18 protein-coding genes, 1 other RNA gene and 1 pseudogene are annotated in these 17,522 nt (G+C 58.9%); 12 read left to right on the top strand and 8 right to left on the bottom strand.

Annotation, left to right across the window (positions count from 1 at the left end; genetic code table 11):
* Positions 1-214 (top strand): metallopeptidase family protein (locus WC421_11190; GenBank protein MFA5162791.1); only part of this gene is annotated, 214 nt, incomplete at its 5' end.
* Between the two features lie 10 nt (positions 215-224).
* On the opposite strand, the gene WC421_11185 is transcribed toward WC421_11190, so the two are convergent.
* Both WC421_11185 and WC421_11180 read right to left on the bottom strand, forming a co-directional pair.
* Positions 225-1,217, bottom strand: coding sequence for a crosslink repair DNA glycosylase YcaQ family protein (locus tag WC421_11185; protein ID MFA5162790.1), 993 nt, complete (start codon positions 1,215-1,217; stop codon positions 225-227).
* Positions 1,218-1,329: 112 nt separating this feature from the next.
* Entirely contained in the window at positions 1,330-2,025 is a 696-nt protein-coding gene (locus WC421_11180) for a hypothetical protein (GenBank protein MFA5162789.1), read from the bottom strand.
* Between the two features lie 62 nt (positions 2,026-2,087).
* On the opposite strand from WC421_11180, the gene WC421_11175 reads away from it, so the two are divergent.
* From WC421_11175 to WC421_11145, 7 genes are all read left to right on the top strand, one after another.
* Positions 2,088-2,723, top strand: a complete 636-nt coding sequence (locus WC421_11175) for a class II aldolase/adducin family protein (protein MFA5162788.1) — start codon at positions 2,088-2,090, stop codon at positions 2,721-2,723.
* The gene (locus WC421_11170) at positions 2,720-3,487 is read left to right on the top strand and encodes a C4-type zinc ribbon domain-containing protein (GenBank protein ID MFA5162787.1); all 768 of its coding nucleotides are present in this window, start codon (positions 2,720-2,722) and stop codon (positions 3,485-3,487) included. The genes WC421_11175 and WC421_11170 overlap by 4 nt, the downstream gene beginning before the upstream one ends.
* Positions 3,471-3,929: a ribonuclease HI family protein gene (locus tag WC421_11165; GenBank protein MFA5162786.1), complete on the top strand. Its 459-nt coding sequence runs from the start codon at positions 3,471-3,473 to the stop codon at positions 3,927-3,929. The genes WC421_11170 and WC421_11165 overlap by 17 nt, the downstream gene beginning before the upstream one ends.
* A gap of 1 nt (position 3,930) precedes the next feature.
* Positions 3,931-4,289, top strand: an RNA gene (gene rnpB / locus WC421_11160) — RNase P RNA component class A.
* Positions 4,290-4,300: 11 nt separating this feature from the next.
* Positions 4,301-4,570, top strand: coding sequence for a hypothetical protein (locus WC421_11155; GenBank protein ID MFA5162785.1), 270 nt, complete (start codon positions 4,301-4,303; stop codon positions 4,568-4,570).
* A 1-nt stretch (position 4,571) separates the two neighbouring features.
* Positions 4,572-5,567 carry a hypothetical protein gene (locus WC421_11150; GenBank protein ID MFA5162784.1) on the top strand — a complete coding sequence of 332 codons (996 nt, stop codon included), beginning with the start codon at positions 4,572-4,574 and terminating at the stop codon, positions 5,565-5,567.
* 20 nt (positions 5,568-5,587) lie between these two features.
* Positions 5,588-7,330, top strand: a complete 1,743-nt coding sequence (locus WC421_11145) for an ABC-F family ATP-binding cassette domain-containing protein (protein MFA5162783.1) — start codon at positions 5,588-5,590, stop codon at positions 7,328-7,330.
* A gap of 108 nt (positions 7,331-7,438) precedes the next feature.
* Here WC421_11145 and WC421_11140 read toward each other — a convergent pair whose 3' ends face one another.
* A complete protein-coding gene (locus WC421_11140; GenBank protein ID MFA5162782.1) occupies positions 7,439-8,074 on the bottom strand; it encodes a hypothetical protein in 636 nt (211 codons plus the stop codon).
* A 242-nt stretch (positions 8,075-8,316) separates the two neighbouring features.
* Here WC421_11140 and WC421_11135 point away from each other — a divergent pair.
* Positions 8,317-9,408 (top strand): annotated as a pseudogene (locus WC421_11135) (ISL3 family transposase).
* A 167-nt stretch (positions 9,409-9,575) separates the two neighbouring features.
* On the opposite strand, the gene WC421_11130 reads toward WC421_11135, so the two are convergent.
* The gene (locus tag WC421_11130) at positions 9,576-10,043 is read right to left on the bottom strand and encodes a hypothetical protein (GenBank protein ID MFA5162781.1); all 468 of its coding nucleotides are present in this window, start codon (positions 10,041-10,043) and stop codon (positions 9,576-9,578) included.
* Between the two features lie 204 nt (positions 10,044-10,247).
* Here WC421_11130 and WC421_11125 point away from each other — a divergent pair, with 204 nt between their 5' ends.
* On the top strand, positions 10,248-11,240 hold the full coding sequence (locus WC421_11125; GenBank protein MFA5162780.1) for a phospholipase A: 993 nt from the start codon (positions 10,248-10,250) through the stop codon (positions 11,238-11,240).
* Positions 11,241-11,245: 5 nt separating this feature from the next.
* Here the strand turns inward: WC421_11125 and WC421_11120 are convergent, their stop codons facing one another.
* The 4 genes from WC421_11120 to WC421_11105 are packed head-to-tail and all read right to left on the bottom strand — an operon-like array spanning position 11,246 to position 14,807.
* Positions 11,246-12,037, bottom strand: a complete 792-nt coding sequence (locus WC421_11120) for an ABC transporter ATP-binding protein (GenBank protein ID MFA5162779.1) — start codon at positions 12,035-12,037, stop codon at positions 11,246-11,248.
* A complete protein-coding gene (locus WC421_11115) occupies positions 12,030-12,974 on the bottom strand; it encodes an iron ABC transporter permease (GenBank protein MFA5162778.1) in 945 nt (314 codons plus the stop codon). The genes WC421_11120 and WC421_11115 overlap by 8 nt, the downstream gene beginning before the upstream one ends.
* Complete coding sequence (locus WC421_11110; GenBank protein MFA5162777.1) at positions 12,964-13,761, bottom strand: ABC transporter substrate-binding protein; 798 nt, start codon at positions 13,759-13,761, stop codon at positions 12,964-12,966. Before WC421_11110 ends, WC421_11115 begins: the two co-directional genes overlap by 11 nt.
* A complete protein-coding gene (locus tag WC421_11105) occupies positions 13,758-14,807 on the bottom strand; it encodes a PAS domain-containing protein (protein MFA5162776.1) in 1,050 nt (349 codons plus the stop codon). Before WC421_11105 ends, WC421_11110 begins: the two co-directional genes overlap by 4 nt.
* 293 nt (positions 14,808-15,100) lie before the next feature.
* Between WC421_11105 and WC421_11100 the strand changes: the two genes are divergently transcribed.
* Together WC421_11100 and WC421_11095 are read left to right on the top strand one after the other, a co-directional pair.
* Positions 15,101-16,510: a DEAD/DEAH box helicase gene (locus WC421_11100; protein MFA5162775.1), complete on the top strand. Its 1,410-nt coding sequence runs from the start codon at positions 15,101-15,103 to the stop codon at positions 16,508-16,510.
* Between the two features lie 262 nt (positions 16,511-16,772).
* Positions 16,773-17,300 (top strand): hypothetical protein, encoded by a 528-nt coding sequence (locus tag WC421_11095; protein ID MFA5162774.1) that lies wholly within the window; start codon positions 16,773-16,775, stop codon positions 17,298-17,300.
* The last annotated feature ends 222 nt before the right edge of the window (positions 17,301-17,522 follow it).

The following is a 17,522-nucleotide window of genomic DNA, read 5'->3' as shown; positions in this document are numbered from 1 at the left end:
AGTTGGAGTATGCGCCGGAACACGGAGAAAGAAAGAAGCAGTTATTGAGAATGGACGCGGAACAACAGCAGCTTTACAACATTATCCGTCAATAACCACTGGGTGTCCCGTTGGCGAAGTCAGGAAGGCCTGCGTTGAGAAAACAGTCCGCCACGAAATAGCCCACCACTTCGGTATTTCCGACAGCGAACTGCTGGAGAAAGGGTTATACTGAAGCGGCGGGATTACGGCAGAGACAGAAAAGCCTTCATGGCGTCAAATTCGGCTTCCAGTTCCCTGTGGAAATCCTTGCCGGCGGGGCGTTTGCCGGCGAAACCGGTTTCGCACTCAAGCCGTCCGCCGCGCACGGCGGCGTTGGCCCAGCCGATGATGTCGTCGCCCCATAGCAGCGGCATGGCGTAATAGCCGCGCAGTCTTTTGGCGGGGGGAGTATATGCCTCAAAACGATAAGCCCAGCCCCACAGGTGTTCAAACCGCCTGCGGTCCCAGACCAGCGGGTCAAACGGGGCCAGCAGCCGCACGCGGCGCGGCGGCTCTTCGTCATTTATTTTGCCGGATGGCCACACATATTCAATCCCGTCCACTGCCCGGCTTTGCAGTTCGCCGGAACCTATCATTCCGTCCAGAAGTTCGCGTGCGCGGATTGAAGGCAGTATCCACCTCAGCCGCGGCGCGATTGCGGATTGAAAACTTTTTCTGGGAGCCGGCGCAAGAATGGCCGCTGCCGCCAGGATAAGTTTCCGGCAACGTTCCCCGGCGGGCTCCGGCTTGCCCTGATGCCCGGCTGGCGCGTAAATCCGGGTTCCGCCCTGCCGGCGGACAACCCGCAGCAGCCCGCGGTGATGCAGCCGTTCCAGCGCGTCCGTGGTCCTGCGGGACTGTCCGCCCCAGGCGTTGGTTATCCGGTTGTGGCCGAAGCGGGCAGCCGCCTGTCCCGGGTGCAGTTCTCCCGAATCCCGGACTGCGGCGATAATTTTTCTCTCCAGCGCCGACAATGCGCCTGTGCCGCGCGGATGCAGCAGCCGGTATAGCGGGCGGGCGACAAATCCGTAGGCGTAAAGATAATCCTCTTCAATATCCAGCGAGGGGTAGCGGCGCTCAAGTTCGCCCGCGCGGTAGTTTTTTACGCGGTGCCGGAGTATCAGGTCCTGCGCGCAGGCGGGGGCGCGGATGGGGTCCGCCTGCACAAAGCCCAGACGGGCGAGAGCGTCTTTCAAAGCGGCAGGCCGGAAAAGGGACTGCGAAACGGCGTGCCGGCGCAATTGCCTGATGGACATGATTTATGCGGAGGCCGCGCCATTGCCGCAGCCGGGAGATATATTGAGCGGTTCAATCCTGCCGTTTGAAAAATCCGCGCAGGAATTCCTCGGCCAGGCTCTTTGCGCCCAGCCCGAAGGCGATTGCAAAGGCCAAACCCACGGACGCGGTGAGTATCTGCACGGTGGAGATGATAAAGCGCATTTCCACGCCAAGCTGCTCCAGCGCGGTCAGCGCGGCGAAAAACAGCACGCCCGCCTCCACCGACTTGGCCAGCGTGACGCCGCCTTTGATGTTGTTTGTCGCGGCGGAATTGGCCACCACCCGGTATGCCAGCGGCGCAAACAGCATCCCTATAAAGAGTATCACTACCGCCACCACCAGCCGCGGGACGAAAACCGCGAACTGCTGCAGCAGGCCGCTTATGGCCGACAGGTTCAGCGATTTCGCCGCCAGCATCAGGAAAACCGCCAGCACCGACCAGTAAATCACAAAGCCCGCCACATATGCCGGGGATTTGCCAAAGCCCGCGCGCGCGAAAATCTCGTTCACGCCGATATGGGAGGTTATCTCGTCCAGATGCGCCTTGTGCAGAATTCTTCCGGTCAGCGCGCTTAGCAGCCGGGCCAGCACCAGCCCGGCTATCAGAAATATGAGCGCGGCGATTATGTTGGGCGCGGCGGAAAGGAAACTGCGCCATACGTCGTAGAGCGGCGTGGTGAACAGGTTCAGAACGTCAATCAGGAGATTGGAAAAATGTTGAGCCATATACAGATTGTATAAAAACGGGAGGGCTTTTTTAAGCCGGCGCGAAAAGCTATGATATCACTATGAGTTCCGAGGCTGCCCTGCGCCGCGATATCGCCGAGGCCGGGCGGCGGCTTTACGCCGCCGGCCTGGTGGCAGGCGCTGACGGCAATATAAGCGCGCGGCTGGATGAGCGGCGCATTCTTATAACCCCGTCCGGCTCGGCCAAGGGGTTTTTGCGCCCCCGCGACATGGTGGTAACGGATATGGAAGGCAGGCCGGAGCGCGGCGGCAAAGCCTCCAGCGAGATAAAAATGCACCTGCTGGTTTATTCCGTCCGGCCCGACGCGCGCGCCGTGGTGCATGCCCATCCTCCGGCGGCCACCGGATACGCCGCGGCGGGCCTTGCGCCGGACAAGCCGCTTACCGCCGAATCCGTGCTTATGCTCGGGCCGGTGGCTCTTGCGCCCTACGGCGCCCCCGGCACGCGCGAAGTGGTTGACGCGATGCGGCCTTATGTGAAAAGCCGCGATGTGCTGCTGATGGCAAATCACGGCGCGGCGGCCTGGGGCGCGACGGTGGAGCAGGCGCTGTTCCGCATGGAGACTTTGGAGCATATAGCCCGCATAGACCTTGCAACCCGGATACTGGGGCGCAGCCGCCCGATAGGCGGGAAAAATCTTGAGAAATTAATCTCGCTGCGGGAGGGGAACAAATGACCGACGCGACGCAGACCCTTAAAATCCTGGTGGAGCTTCAGCGGCGCGACACGCAATTGGACGCGCTGTCGGAAAAGCGCGCGGCCGTTGCCCCGCAGACAGACGGGCTTAAGAAGCAATGCTCCGCCAAGCGCGCCGCGCTGGACGCGCACCGCGAGAATCACAAAAAACTCCTGCTGCGCGGCAAGGAGCTGGAGCGCAGCCTTTCCGAGAAAGAGGCCGAAATCAAAAAGCATCAGAACGAGCTTAACCAGGTCAAGACCAACGAGGCGTTCCGTGCCCTGCAAAGCGAGATAGAAAGGCTCAAATCCCAGGCCGGCGACGCGGAAAGCGAGATTCTCGCCAATATGGATGCCGTGTCCGCCTCCTCCGCCGAGGAGAAAAAGCTGGCCGCCGCCTTTTCCGCCGAGGAGGCCAAAACCGCCGCCCTTGTCGCCGAAGCGGAGCGCGCCGGGGCCGAAATGGATGTCCGGATGTCCGCGCTTTCCTCCGCCAGAAAAGAGGTGCTGGGGCCGCTTGAGGGCGCTTCCCTTGTGGCCAAATACGCGCACTTGCGCTCCATGCGCGGCGGCGTGGCGGTGTGCGAGGCGAAAGCCTCGCCTTCCGGCGCGGTATGCTCCGGCTGCAATATGCGGATTCTGCCGCATACGGCGGTGGATCTCAAAAAACGCGGCGCGGTGGTTGTGTGCGACAACTGCCAGCGAATACTTTATACAGCGGAAACACTGGGCGAAGCCGCCCCCGCCAATGAAACTGCTTGCTAACATAGACGGTGGCTCGCGCGGCAATCCGGGGCCGGCGGCCTCGGCCTTCGTGCTGGTTTCGGAGGACGGCGTGTCCGTCGGCCAGGCCGGGGTATACATAGGAAAGGCCACCAACAACCGCGCGGAATATTTCGCGCTTAAAATCGCGCTTGAGGCCGCGCTGGAAGCCGGCGCGGACGAGATTGAAGTGCGTTCCGATTCTCTTTTGCTGGTGAACCAGTTCAACGGCGTTTATAAAATCAAGGATGCCGGGCTTTTCCGCATGATGTCCGAGATTATGGCGCTGCGCCGCAATTTCGCGGCGGTGCGTCTGGCGCATGTCCCGCGCGAGCAGAACAAGGCGGCGGACGCGCTGGTCAACAAAACGCTGGACGCCGCCATAAAAACCAAAGCCGCGCCGATGACGCTGCCGCCGGCTTTCACACAGGGAGATTTATTCTGATTTCGGCGGCCGGAGGGCCGCTCCGCAGAAATGCGGGGAGGAACTTCCGAACTCCAAGGGCAGGACGCTCGCCGAAAGGCGAGGCCTTCGGGGCCATAACCCCGCGGGACGGACAGCGCAACAGAAAACATACCGCCGCCGCAAGGCGGCAAGGGTGAAAAGGTGCGGCAAGAGCGCACCGCGCGGGCGGCGACGCCCGCGGCATTGCAAGCCCCGTCCGGAGCAAGACCAAAGCAGCGCATGGGTCGCCCGCCCGCCCGCCGCAAGGCGGGCAGCGCAAAGTAGGTCGCCTAGACTAATGGCCCTCTCCCCGGTTAAAACCCGGGCAGACAGAATTCGGGGTACAGGCCGCCGTCATTTACGGAGGTTGTATGGCAACATTGTGGGATAAGTTTCCTCAAATCAAGTCTTCGCGCGACGCCGCCGCGGTGCCGTGGGAAAATTCGGTGGTGTGGGTGGTGGAAGAGGCCAACGGGCAGCGTTTTGACTGGATAGACACCTTTGACGTGGAGTACGTCTCGTGGACGAACGGCAATTTTTCCATAAGGCCGCATTCGGAGTCGCCGCTGTCCCACCAGGTGGAGAACATAATTCTCCAGGAAAAGATGATTTTCGTGGGCAAGAAGGTGCGCGTCTCGTGATATGATAATCACCAAAACCCCGCTGAGAATAAGCTTCGTTGGCGGCGGCTCCGACATGGAGGAGTTCTACAGCCGCCGCGACGGCGCGGTTTTAAGCGCGTCGGTGAACAAGTACATGTATCTGTCCACCCATCCTTTTTTCGAGACGGGGCAGATATGCGTCAAATACAGCAGGACGGAAATAGTCTCCGACACTTCTCGGCTTGAGCATCCGATAGTGCGCCAGGCGCTGGAGCAGTTCGGCATAAAGGGCGGGCTGGAAATAAGCTCCAACGCCGATGTGCCGGCGGGTACGGGGCTTGGCTCCTCGTCGGCTTTCACGGTGGGGCTGCTGCATAACCTCTATGCCCGCAACGGCGCGTTTGTCACCAAGGACCGTCTGGCGAGCGAGGCCTGCGATATTGAAATCAACCGGCTCAAAGAGCCTATAGGCCGCCAGGACCAGTACGCCTGCGCCTTCGGCGGACTCAATATCATACGGTTCCTGACTTCCGGCGAAACCGTGGTGGAGCCTATTCATCTGCCCAAGGCGGTCTACAAAGCTTTTCAGGGCAGCCTGCTGATGTTTTATACCGGCGCGCAGCGCAGCGCCTCCGCCATCCTGTCCGAGCAGAAAAGCGCGATTTCCTCGCCCGATAAAACGGATGCGCTGGCAAAGATGGTGGAACTGGTCTGGAAAACGCGGGATGCGCTTTACGCCGGGGATTTGCGCGCCTTCGGGAAAATACTCAACGAGAACTGGCAGCTCAAGCGCGGGCTGGCCGGCGGCATCACAAACCCCGCCATAGACGGGCTTTACGAAAAAGGCCTGCGCGCCGGCGCGGAGGGGGGAAAACTGCTGGGCGCGGGCGGCGGCGGGTTCATGCTGTTCTGCTGTCTGCCGGAAAACCAGTCCCGGCTGCGCGCCGCGCTGGCCGGCTACGGAGAGATGAAATTCAAATTTGACAGCGAGGGCAGCAAGCTTATCTACGCCGGCGACGAGTACCTGGAGCGCTGAGCCCCCTGCTTGCACACACGATGATATCCGCACGCGGTATTTGCAAGGCTTTCGGCGAGCAGACGCTGATAAAAAACGGCTCTGTCCAGATAAACGGCGGCGACAGGTTCGCCATAGTCGGGCCCAACGGTTCCGGCAAGTCCACTTTTCTTAAAATGCTTCTGGGCATGGAGGAGCCGGACAGCGGCTCCATCCAGTTCAGAAAAGGCGTGGTTTGCGGCTACCTGCCGCAGGAGAGCGCGCCTTCCTCCGGGGCGACGGTGCTGGAGGAGGCGCTTTCCTGTCTGGACTCGCCCTCCGGCGCCGACGAGGCCCGCGCCAAGGAGATACTGGCGGGGCTTGGCTTTGGCATACCGGATTTTTCAAGGCCGGTAAGCGAGCTTTCCGGCGGCTGGAACATGCGCGTGGCCATTGCGCGGCTGCTGGTCCAGTCGCCCGACGCGCTGCTGCTGGACGAGCCCACCAATCATCTGGACCTGGAATCCCTTCTGTGGCTTGAGAGATGGCTGGCCTCCTACAAGGGCGCGCTGCTGCTGATTTCGCATGACCGCGATTTTATAGACAAAACAACATCCGCCATCATAAGCCTGGAGCACGGCGCGCTTAAAATCTATCACGGCGGCTACCGGCATTTCGTGGAGGAATACGAGGCTTCGCGCCTGCGCCTGGAGGCCAGCTATCAGCGCCAGCAGAACGAGCTTAAGCGCATGCAGGAATTTGTGGACCGCAACCGCGCCAGAATGTCCACGGCGGGCCGGGCGCAGAGCGTGCTAAAGCAGATGGAGAAGATGGAGCTTATAGAGCCTCCTCCCAGCCTCCGGGCCGTCAAGATAGCCTTTCCCCAGCCGTCGCGCTGCGGGCTGAAGGCGCTGGAGCTTAAAAATGCCGGCAAATCCTATGGCGGCAACAAAGTTTACGAGGGGCTTGATTTCCTGCTGGAGCGCGGCCAGAAAATCGCGCTGGTCGGCAAAAACGGCGCGGGAAAGTCCACGCTGCTTAAATTGCTGGCGGGCGTAATCCCCCCGGACGGCGGCTCGCTGGAAACCGGGCTTAACGTGAAAACCGGCTACTATTCGCAGCGCCGGATGGACATGCTGGAGCCGGAACGCTCCGTCCTGGACGAGGCGATGGACTGTCCCCGCCATAACCCGGAGCGGCTGGTCAGGACCGTGCTGGGCTCTTTCCTGTTTTCCGGCGATGCGGTTTATAAAAAAGTCAGGTATCTCAGCGGCGGTGAAAAAAGCAGGCTGGCTCTTGTGAAGCTGCTGCTGGACCCGCCCAATGTGCTGCTGCTGGACGAGCCTACCACGCATCTGGATATTTCAGGGGTGGAGGCGCTCTCTCGCGCGCTGGCCGATTACGAGGGCGCGCTCTGCTGCATAAGCCACGATGTTTATTTTCTCAATTCCGTAGCCAACGGCATCGCGCATGTGGAGGGGGGGAGAATTGCCTTTTATCCCGGCGGCTACGAGTATTTCGCCTCGCGTCGCGCCTCCTCCGGGGAGGAAACGCAAACCCCGCCCCGGCAGGCTGTGCTCGGATACGAGGATCGCAAAAGGGAGCGCGCCGCCATCCGCGCCTCGGAAAAAGAGGCGGCCCGGCTGGCAAAGGAGCGCGAGGCCGCCTTCAGCCGCATGGAGGAACTTGCCATGGCCATGGCAGACCCGGCGGTTTATTCGGATTTTGAGCGCATCCGCAAAATGGGCGAGGAGATGGCGGAGCTGCAACGGCTACTGGGGAGTTCTGACCAGAAGGTGAAATGAGCCATCGTCCCGGAGATTGCGCTGCAGGTCTTGCATGGCGGTATCCTTATGAAGCAAACGGCGGCTTGCATGCATCAAGCCGCCGTTTCCAAACCGTCGGTTATTCCGTTATGGCTTGACTATATATACGACAAGGGCGTCATACTTCTCGTTTACGACCATGTTCTCTGGCAGGCGCCTTATATTCTTGCAAAGCACTATCCTGCCTTTTTTCGTGAGTTCGGCAACGGTTTTTTTAACCCACGATTCCGCTTCTTGCCTAGTGGCAAACATAGTCTCCGAACGGGAGTCCATATAATAGCGTCTGGACTCGGAAACTACATGGCCCAGAAAGAAGGTTCCATAAGGATAAGAATCCTCTTGAGGAAGGTTAGAGTATTTTAGCGGCACTTCGTTTTCCGCGGCCACACTCAATGCTTTTTCAGCGCTGGAACGCGGCATGTTATAGGTGGCAAAAGTGCGCACGCTCACTTCCTCGCCCTTGTAGTCTATTCTGAAGCCATAAGACGTGACAGTGCCGTGGTGCACTGTGTCCTCGTAAACGCCGCTGTCCGGCGAATTCAGCACTTCCACATTATATGCGCGCAGTATGTCTAGGTAGAGATTGAAATCCTCCAGCGCTGTTTGGTAAGAAGAATATCCCGCTTCCGTCAGTATATGGGCGCCCGGAGGGGGCACATATTTGTACGTTGCGGCTTGTGCGGCGGGAACTTTCGGCCCGTCCGCAAGGTATTTTTTCACCATGGGCATCAGGCTGTCGTTCGCGACAGCGGAAGCTGCCAGCGCGCTACAGGTTGCAACCGCCAGAAACGTTTTTCTTATGATTGTCTCCTAAGTATGCTGCCAGCACGAATCGTCATTGTTAACTGGTGCAAGCAGACATCCTATACCTATAGTAGGTATTTCGCGATATGTCAGCATAGGCGCGGCGTGTTCGGCGACCGCAAAGCGCGTGTCATCACACTGCGCCGCCGGGGAAAAAAACGGTTTGCGGTTGCTGCGGCTCGGTCCATTACACTTGGTACGACCGTAAAACCCGCGAGGTGCGCGATTTACCCTGCGGCGAGTTCCGCATTTATCTTGCCGTGGAAGTCCGGCGCGTGAAGTGCAGTAAGTGCGGCAACCTCAGGCAGGAAAAGCTGAACTGGCTGGCGGACAGCCGCTTTTTCACCAAACGCTTCGCTTTTTTCGTTGGCGAACGTTGCCGCGAAATGTCGATAAAAGCCGTTACCGAGGAAACCCGTGTTGACTGGAAAACGGTCAAGGAACTCGACAAGCAATACATGAGCGAGCAATTGCGTCGCAAGGGAAAACCAAGGCCCCGGGTGATAGGCATAGACGAGTTGTCCATCCGCAAAGGCCACACTTACCGCATCGTGGTAAGCGATTTGGAGCGGCGCATTCCGATATGGTTCGGTGGCGCGGACCGGTCTGAGGAAAGCATGGACGGGTTTTACAACATGCTCGGCCCGAATAAAAGCAAGCGCATACGTTTGGCGGTCATGGACATGTGGAAACCGTTCCGCGTTTCGACGACCAACCACGCGCCGCAAGCTGCGATACTGTTCGACAAGTTCCATGTGCTGCGGCATTTGGGCGAGGCGTTGGACAAGGTGCGCAAGGCGGAATATGCGCGGCAGACGGGGCCGGCGCGGCGTTTCATCAAGGGACAGCGGTACACGTTGCTTTCCCACCGCGAGAATCTGACGACGCAGGGCCGCCGCAGCTTGCGATTGCTGTTGAAAGCCAACAACCGGTTGAACACGGCGTATATTTTACGCGAATCGTTCGAGCAGATGTGGGACTATGAGCGTGAAGGCTGGGTGTGGCGGTTTTTCGAGAACTGGCGCGCGTCGTTGAAATGGCAGCGGCTCAAGCCATACGAGAAGTTCGCCGCGATGATAGACCGGCATTGGGACGGGATTGCGGCGTACTGCAAGCCGGAGAACAAAGTGGCGCTGGGTTTCGTGGAAGGATTGAACAACAAGATTCGCGTCATTCAGAGACGCAGTTACGGGTTACGAGATGAGGAATACTTGAGGCTGAAAGTGCTGACCTGCATGCTCAAACCGATATGAAATTACCCGAAATCACCCACTCGTTTGGGAGAAGACCCTATATTTTATGCGCGGGCGGCAGGGGAATCAATATTGGGGGAATGTTCAGGCGTTTCGCAACAGGCTCCTCAAAGAAAAACTCCCCCAGCCGCAGGCCGGGGGAGTTAAACACAACCTTTTATTGAGGTTTAGAACCTCGCGTTGACTATAACCATTACCGGCAGTTTGGAGTTTTTGATTATGTTGACAAGGCCTATCTGCAGGCCTTTTTCCATAACGACGGTGTAGTTGACCAGGGCGAGCTGAAAGCCGCTAAATTTCTCGGCGTAATTGACAAACCCGAATTGCACGCCCTTCATATCCCTGGTTATGTTGACCACGCCATCCTGCAGGCCGGCCGCGGTGTCGGTAGAGTTTACGAAGGCCATCTGCACACCCATGAGGTCCTCGGACTTGTTATAAATGAAGTTCCACTGAAGACCTCTGATTTGCGGGGTTTTTGAGTAGATAAGCCCCAGCTCAACGCCGTTTACCGTTTTGACGTTGGGATAAGCTATTTCGTCAAACAACGATAACTTTCCGAAACTGGAGTCGCCCGCGAAAGACGCGGATGCGCCTGCCAGCAGAACTACCGCCGCTGCCATTATTTTTTTCATATCGCTCCTTTGCATTGTTTACCAAACAACTTCCAGCACAAGCCTAGCATTTTTCACTGATAACGGATGCTGCAAACGCTGGCCGGGCCATGATAATCCCCATAACAGACACCGGATAGTGTATACTTTTCACGAAGAACTATTTGCCGCGTCCGGTATGTGCCGGCAAATTTGGCAATCCAGCCGGGGTATTGGCAAGTTATTGTGAGAAGATTAATTACCACATTTATCGCCGGGGCCTTTTTAGCCGGCCATAGCGACGCGGGCGAGCTTCTCGCGCGAGATACTCCTGCGGAGGCGGTTCAGCAGACTGATGCGAAACGTCCACTGCGGGGCGCTGATAATTCCCCGGAAACTCCGCTTACCGCGCAGCAACAGGATTTATCTCAGGACACCCGCTTCGAAAATACAACGGACAGGTCACTCTCCGCGCATAAGGTGAATTATTTTTCCATAAATCATTGGCCCGGCGACGGCAACGCGCAGGTCAAGTTCCAGATAAGCATGAAGTTTAAGATACTGGAACCGAATTTATATGTCTTCAAAAGCGACCTTTTCCCCGCCTATGTCGCTTATACGCAGAAGTCGCTCTGGAATGTGGGGCAGAACTCAATGCCTTTTGAGGAAAGCAATTATAATCCGGAATTTTTTTTAGAATATCCGCTCAACGCTGTTATTATCGGCCGGCTTAAGCTGCGCCACATAGTTATAAGTCCCATGGAGCATGAATCCAACGGTCTCGCAGGCGTCCAGTCACGAAGCTGGAACAGGCAATATGTGCGAATAAGTTTCGGTCTGGATTCGGCGGAAAAACTGGAAATAACAAATTCCCTCCTGGCAGACAAGGCGTTATTATATATCAAGCTCTGGCGCGCATCGGGTTATTCCGATCAGGATGCCTATCTTCAATCCATAGGCAGCAACGACACATTTCTGGACTACATGGGTCATGGGGAAATCGGGGTAAGCGTCAGGAACTTCCTCTGGGGGGGGAGTTTGAAAAACCACCAATTGGATATAAAAACGCCGATATTCCGCGACACGGATAAGCCTTCCTGCGAATTAGAGTTCCGGCAGCAGATTCCGGATATGAATTTCGCGCTTTATCTGCAGTATTGGTATGGCTACGGGGAAACCCTGCTGCGGTTCAATCAGTTCGGACACAGAGGTTTTGCCGGTCTCTCTTTTTCTTACTAAAAGGCTCAATAATAATAAACAGGGTTTTTTGCGAGTAGGTGGAGCGAGCCTGCTCCGTCCCGGCATATCTCGGCGTCTACGCCGTAGACTTCGCGCATGGCGGAAGCGTCCACAGCCTTTTCCGGCGGTCCGTACGCCGCCCGCCTGCCGTGTTTGAGAAGCAGCACCGTGTCGCAAAACCGCAGCAGCATGGAAATGTCGTGCGATACCGCTATAACGGCGCGGTTCTGTTTTTTTGCCGTCTCGCGCAGCAGGCCGAATATCTCAAGCTGGCATTTCAAATCAAGATGGGCGGTCGGCTCGTCCAGAATCAAAACCGGCGCGGCCTGGCAGAGGGTCTGGGCGATGAAAACCTTGCGCCGCTCCCCGGTTGAGAGGAAATTCACCGGCTTGTCAGCCGCCGCGTCCAGCCCGACGGATTTCAGCGCGGCGGATACCGCGCCGTAATCCTCCGCGGAATAGTCCCGCCACCAGGCCAGCGCGGGCGAGCGTCCCATAACGGCGGTTTCGCGCGCGGTGAAATCGGCGGAGGCGGATATTTCTGCGGGCAGGAAAGCGCACAGCGCGGCGCGCCGCTCCGGCGCGGCTGCAAGGATTTCTTCCCCGCAAATACTCACTGCGCCGCGTTGCGCCGGCAAAAGGCCGGACAGAATATTCAAGAGCGTGGTTTTCCCGCAGCCGTTGGGGCCGGCTATGCCAAGAAACTCGCCGCAGCGCGTCTCAAGCGAGATGTTTTCAAGGCTGAAATTTCCTCTGGAAAAGCAGATATTGTCCGCCTTCAGACCGCCGTCAGACATGGTTCCCCCGGCGGTTCAGCAGCCACAGGAAAAACGGCGCGCCCGTCATCGCGGTAAGCGCGCCCACGGGCAGTTCCCTCGGCGCGGCAAGCGAGCGCGCCAGCGAGTCCATCACCACAAGAAAACCGGCCCCGATGAAAAGCGAGGCCGCCGTCATGCGCCGCTGCGACGGCCCGGCAATCAGCCGGGCGGCGTGCGGCACTATCAGCCCCGCAAAACCGACCGTGCCCGAAAGCCCCACGGCGGCGGCGCACATCAGGCTGCCGGCTATTATGGCCGAAAGCTTCAGCCGCTCCGTGTTTACGCCCAGCGACTGTGCCTTTTCCGGCCCCATGCTCATAATATCTATGCGGCGCGACATAAGCAGCGCCCCCGCCGCCCCCGCCGCAAACAGCGCGGCGGCAGTGGCCAGCACCGCCGGCGTGGTTTCGGTTATGCTGCCCATCATAAACATCAGCGCGGAAAACGACTCGCTCCTGCGCAGCGAGAAAAAAAGCAGTATGGCCGCGCCGCAGAAGCTGCTTACCACCACTCCCGAAAGCAGCAGGTTCACCGTGGGCGTCCGCCCCGGGCCGCGCGCCAGCAGATATGCCGCCGCCGTCGCCGCGAAGCCGCCCAGCGCCGCCGCCGCGTAAAACGCGGGCGAGCCGTAACCAGCCCCCATGACCAGCGCGCATACCGCGCCCAGCGCCGCGCCGGAGGAGGTTCCCAGTATATAAGGGTCCGCCAGCGGGTTGCGCATGACGCCCTGCATCAGCGCGCCCGCGCCAGCCAGCGCGGCTCCCGCTATCAGGCCGGCCAGCACCCGCGGCAGCCGTATCGCAAGCAGTATTTGCGCGTCCGGGTTGGACACCGGACCTATGAAAACAGCCGCCGCGGCCAGCGCCGCCACCGCCGGCGGCAGCAGCCACGGAAGGAGGCTGTTTTTATTTGCCATGAAGGGCTTTTGACAGGGCCCGCAGCGCCTGGTACACGCGGGGCGAGGGGCGGGTCAGCAGATTGCGGTCCAGGTCGGAAACGATGCGCTTGTTTTTCACGGCGGCTATCCCCGCCGCGCCCGGCAGCGAAACGAAATCTGTTTTTGCGGCGGAGAGCGAGATTATTATCTCCGGGTTTCTGGCGGCCACGGTTTCCCATGCCACGCGCGCGTAGCTTTCCGGCAGGTCGGAAAAAATGTTTGCGCCGCCGGCTTTCTCTATCATGTCGTTAAGGTACGAGCCGCCGCCCGCGGTCCAGTGCGGCGAATCAAGCTCCACATAAACGCGCGGCTTGCGCTTTAGCGCGGCGTTTTTAGCGGCCAGGGCGCCGATTTTGGCGGAAAGCCCCTTCACCAGTTCCTGCGCCTGGCGGCTGCGTCCGGTTTCGCCGCCTATGGCGGTTATGGCGGAATAAATGTCGGCTATGCTGCGCGATTCGGGTATCTCCACGACTTTTATCCCGGCATTGCGCAGCCGCTGGGCGGCGTTGTTTTTCCAGGGGCCGGTAAACACCATGTCCGGCTTGAGCGCGACGATTTTCTCTATATTGGGGTTGTAATAGTCTCCCGCTTTCGGCAGTTTGGCGGCGTTGCACGGATAGTCGCAGAAATCGGACACGGCCACCACTTTTTGGGCCTGCAGCGCGAACAGTATTTCGGTATCCGACGGCAAAAGCGAAACTATGCGTTGTGCCGGCTGCGCGCACGCGCCTGCGGCGGACAGCAGCGCGGCGAAAAGAGAAATCACGGTTTTCTCCATATCAGGGAATGACCGCGCAGGTCCTCTATTATCCCTTCCGCGTCGCCGGGCGCGGAGGCCGGAATTATCCGCAGCAGGACGGGGATATGCTCCCCCGCCTTGGATATTATCTCCGTGCGCATGAAACTTTCCGCGCGCCCGCGCGGGGGCAGATGCCGCCGCGCGGTTATGGAGGCCGGGAATCGCGGCGCGGCGGCGGCCAGTTCCCTGGCGCTGTCATAGCCCAGCAGATTGACCAGCGCGTGATTTACCTCCACCAGCCTGCCGGAGCGCGTCTTGAACATGCCCGGGCGGTTTGTGATAACCCTGGGAAAGAAGACATCCGGTTTCAGAATATCCTCGCCGGAGATTTCTATGCCGGTGATATCGGTGTTCATTATAAGCACGGATTTTACCGCGCCGGAGTCCTCGCGCACCGGCTGGAAATCAAGCATAAAGCGCAGCCGGCAGCTGCCCACCGGCACTACCGGCGCACAGACCATGCTTTTGCCGGAGCTCAGCACCTGCGCCGCCCTTGCCGTATAATCGGCGGCGTATTCCGCCGGATAAACTTCGCGCAGGGTTTTGCCTGCAAAATTTTCGGGCCTGCCGCCCATGGGGGCGGCGGCGGCCTCGTTCATATAAAGGATTTTCCCGGAGCCGTCCACAATGACGGCCTCGCTCATAAGCGGTTCGGAGACGTTGCGGCAGTTAAGCGCGCAGGATATTCCGGCGGGCTGCAGGCGGAACACAAGGCAGCCGGCGGGATTGTCTCCCAGAAAGTTGAAACCGCGCATTTTGCAGCGCAGCCAGCCCCCGCCGGCGCAGGCCAGCCGTAGTATGACCGAGGCGGGCTTGCCCGGGCGGGCAATAAGCGCGGACAGAGATTTCTCAAGCAGCCGGATATCGCGGGGATGGCAATGGTCCCTCAAGTCCGTTCCAGCATACGAAGATGCGGATTTTCCCGTAAGCGAACGCATGGAGGGGGGGGCGAAAATCACGGCGCAGGATTCATCGGCGAACAACAGAGTGTCATTGTCTGTGTCCGAAACCATTTTGCGGAATAATATAGAGTCTGGGGCCGTTCCTTCCGGCGCGGCAACCGCGCGGCTGCTGCCGGCAGCTTTTGCCGCTGGCTTTACGGCTGAAAGCGCGCGCTTTTTTTTGCTTTTGCCCGACATAAGACGCCTGCCGATTGGCATGTTTCCATAATATATTTATAGCGCCGGTTTCGCAATAGCTGCGGCATCACCCGGTTTTTTGAGCCGATAGGGGCAGGGGCAAGCCTGCCGCCGGCGGCGAGGGCAACACAGGGCCTTTTGCGGCTTCATAAAATGTAGAATATACCATGACCACACCCGAAAAGAATACACCGGATTTTTACAACCTCGGCATAGCGCCCAAACTGTTAAGCACGCTTGACGCGATGGGATTCCGCGTCCCGACGCCGATTCAGCAGCAGGCCATTCCCGTCGCCTGCAGCGGCAAGGACCTTGTGGGCATCGCGCAGACCGGAACGGGAAAAACAATCGCTTTCGCGGTGCCGATGCTTCAGGTGATTATGTCCGGGCAGGGGCGCGGCCTGGTGCTGGTGCCGACCCGGGAACTGGCAATCCAGGTCAACAGCGTTTTTGAGAAATTCACCGCGTGCGGCGGCATCCGCACCGCCGTTCTTATAGGCGGCGAACCCATCGGGCGGCAAAAGAGCGCGCTGCGCCGCAATCCCAATGTCATAGTCGCCACTCCGGGCCGGCTTCTGGACCATATAGCCCAGCACGCCATACGGCTTGATACCGTGAAAATGCTTGTGCTTGATGAAGCCGACCGTATGCTGGACATGGGGTTCGCGCCCCAGATAAAGCGCATATTGCAATCCGTTCCCAAGCAGCGGCACACCATGCTTTTTTCGGCTACGATGCCGGAAACGATTATGAATATCGCCAGGGCCTATATGCAACTGCCCGTGCGGGTTGAGGTGGCGCGGCAGGGAACCGCCGCCGAGACGGTGGCGCAGGAGCTTTTTGTGGTGGCCAAGCCGGACAAATTCAACCTGCTCTGCAAACTGCTGGACCAATACGGCGGCAGCGTGCTGCTGTTTGCGCGCACCAAGCACAACGCCAAATCCATCGCCAGGGCGATTAACAACTTCGGCTGCAGCGCGGCGGAGATACATTCCAACCGGTCCCTGTCCCAGCGCAAGGAAGCCCTTGAGGGGTTCAAGACCGGAAAATACCGCGTGCTTGTGGCCACCGATATCGCGGCCCGCGGGATAGACGTGACAGGCATAGAACTGGTGGTGAATTACGACCTGCCGGACGACACCGAAAACTATGTGCACCGCATCGGGCGCACGGGAAGGGCGGGCCATCCCGGACATGCCATTTCCTTTGCCGCCCCGGACCAGGGGGCGGATGTCCGCGCGATAGAGCGGTTGATACGCGCGACGCTGCCAATCTCCACAAATCCGGACATTCCCGCGCATCAGCTTCAGCGCCATCCGCAGCAGCAGCCGCAGCATGCGGGCGGGAAGCATTTCAAGCCGTCCCGGAATAATGCCGCCCGTGAAAGAGGCCGCAGGCATGCGGATTTCGCGGCAAACCGCGGCAACCGCCATTCGCAGGAGAAGCCGCCCGTAAAAGCGGGCCAGCCGCCGGCTGGCCGGCTGGAGATTCGCTCCATCGGCGGGCAAAGGCAGGTGCTGGGCGGCGGGGGGCATCGTCAGCCGCCTCGGAAGCAGCATGGCCGCTTCCAGCGGTAGCGCATAAACCTGAATGTTTCAGTTGGATTGCGGGATTCGGCGAAAAATCGCTTCATACTGCCTTCACAAAATTATCCTTTCGTGCTGTGAAGCACGCGCGGATAATTTTGTTCGGCATTATCTCGCGCTTTTTCGCCTCGGTCCTCGCACCAACTGAAACTTTCAGGTTAAGTTATTCCCGGCGGGAGATTTACCCGTATAATTCAACGGCAGGGTATCCACAGCCGGATCACAGATTTTCACAGATTAGTTGGAAAGGAATATGGCTATCCGGCATAAGAAAATAATCGTCAGCGACAAAATGCAGAAAGGCTATGTCTATGAGCTTTCCGAGCCTGCCGGCCGCAATTTCCGCCCGGATTTCAGGCCGGAGCTGACACCCGGCGAAATGCTTGCGCTTGGCATATTCGGCGGGGTTTATATGCGCGACTGCGCGGCGGAGTTCCCGCGGGAATGGTTTGCCGGCGCTAAATTCGCCCCGCCGGAAATAAAACGGCATTTGCCGAAGCTGAATTTTTTCGGGGTAAACGCCAGCCAGCCGCTTTCCGTATGGCGTGCCAACGGCTGGATTAACGAAAAACACGATCCGCGCGGCTGGTTCCAGTGGTATTGCCGTTATTACATGGGCCGCAGGCTTGAAGGCGAGGATGACCGCCAGATTGCGCGCTGGAAGGCCATGACGCGCCATATCGCGCAAGTCAGGAAAAACTGCGAGCGGGGCAACATATTCTGCCGCCCCCGTCAGAGACAAGCCCTTCTGCACTGGGCCTACGACTCAAGAAAAATATAGCTCCCGAATTCGAATCGCCAAATCCGCGGCTTGTTCCGTCGGTTATACACACAGCGCGCGCTGTGCGCACAACTCTCAAATTCGCATTGCTAATTTAGGGTCCACTGAAAAACTTTTGGCGAATGATTGGGCATAAAAAAGACCGGGGCTTTGCACCTCGGCTTTCGCCTGTCCCGCCAATTTTTCGTTTTTCTCAGCCCGCGCGTTGCAGCGCCGTCGTCA

It is taken from the genome of Elusimicrobiales bacterium (assembly GCA_041651175.1).
Taxonomy (GTDB): Bacteria; Elusimicrobiota; Elusimicrobia; order Elusimicrobiales; family Elusimicrobiaceae; genus JAQTYB01.
This window is presented reverse-complemented; position numbering and strand designations above follow the sequence as displayed.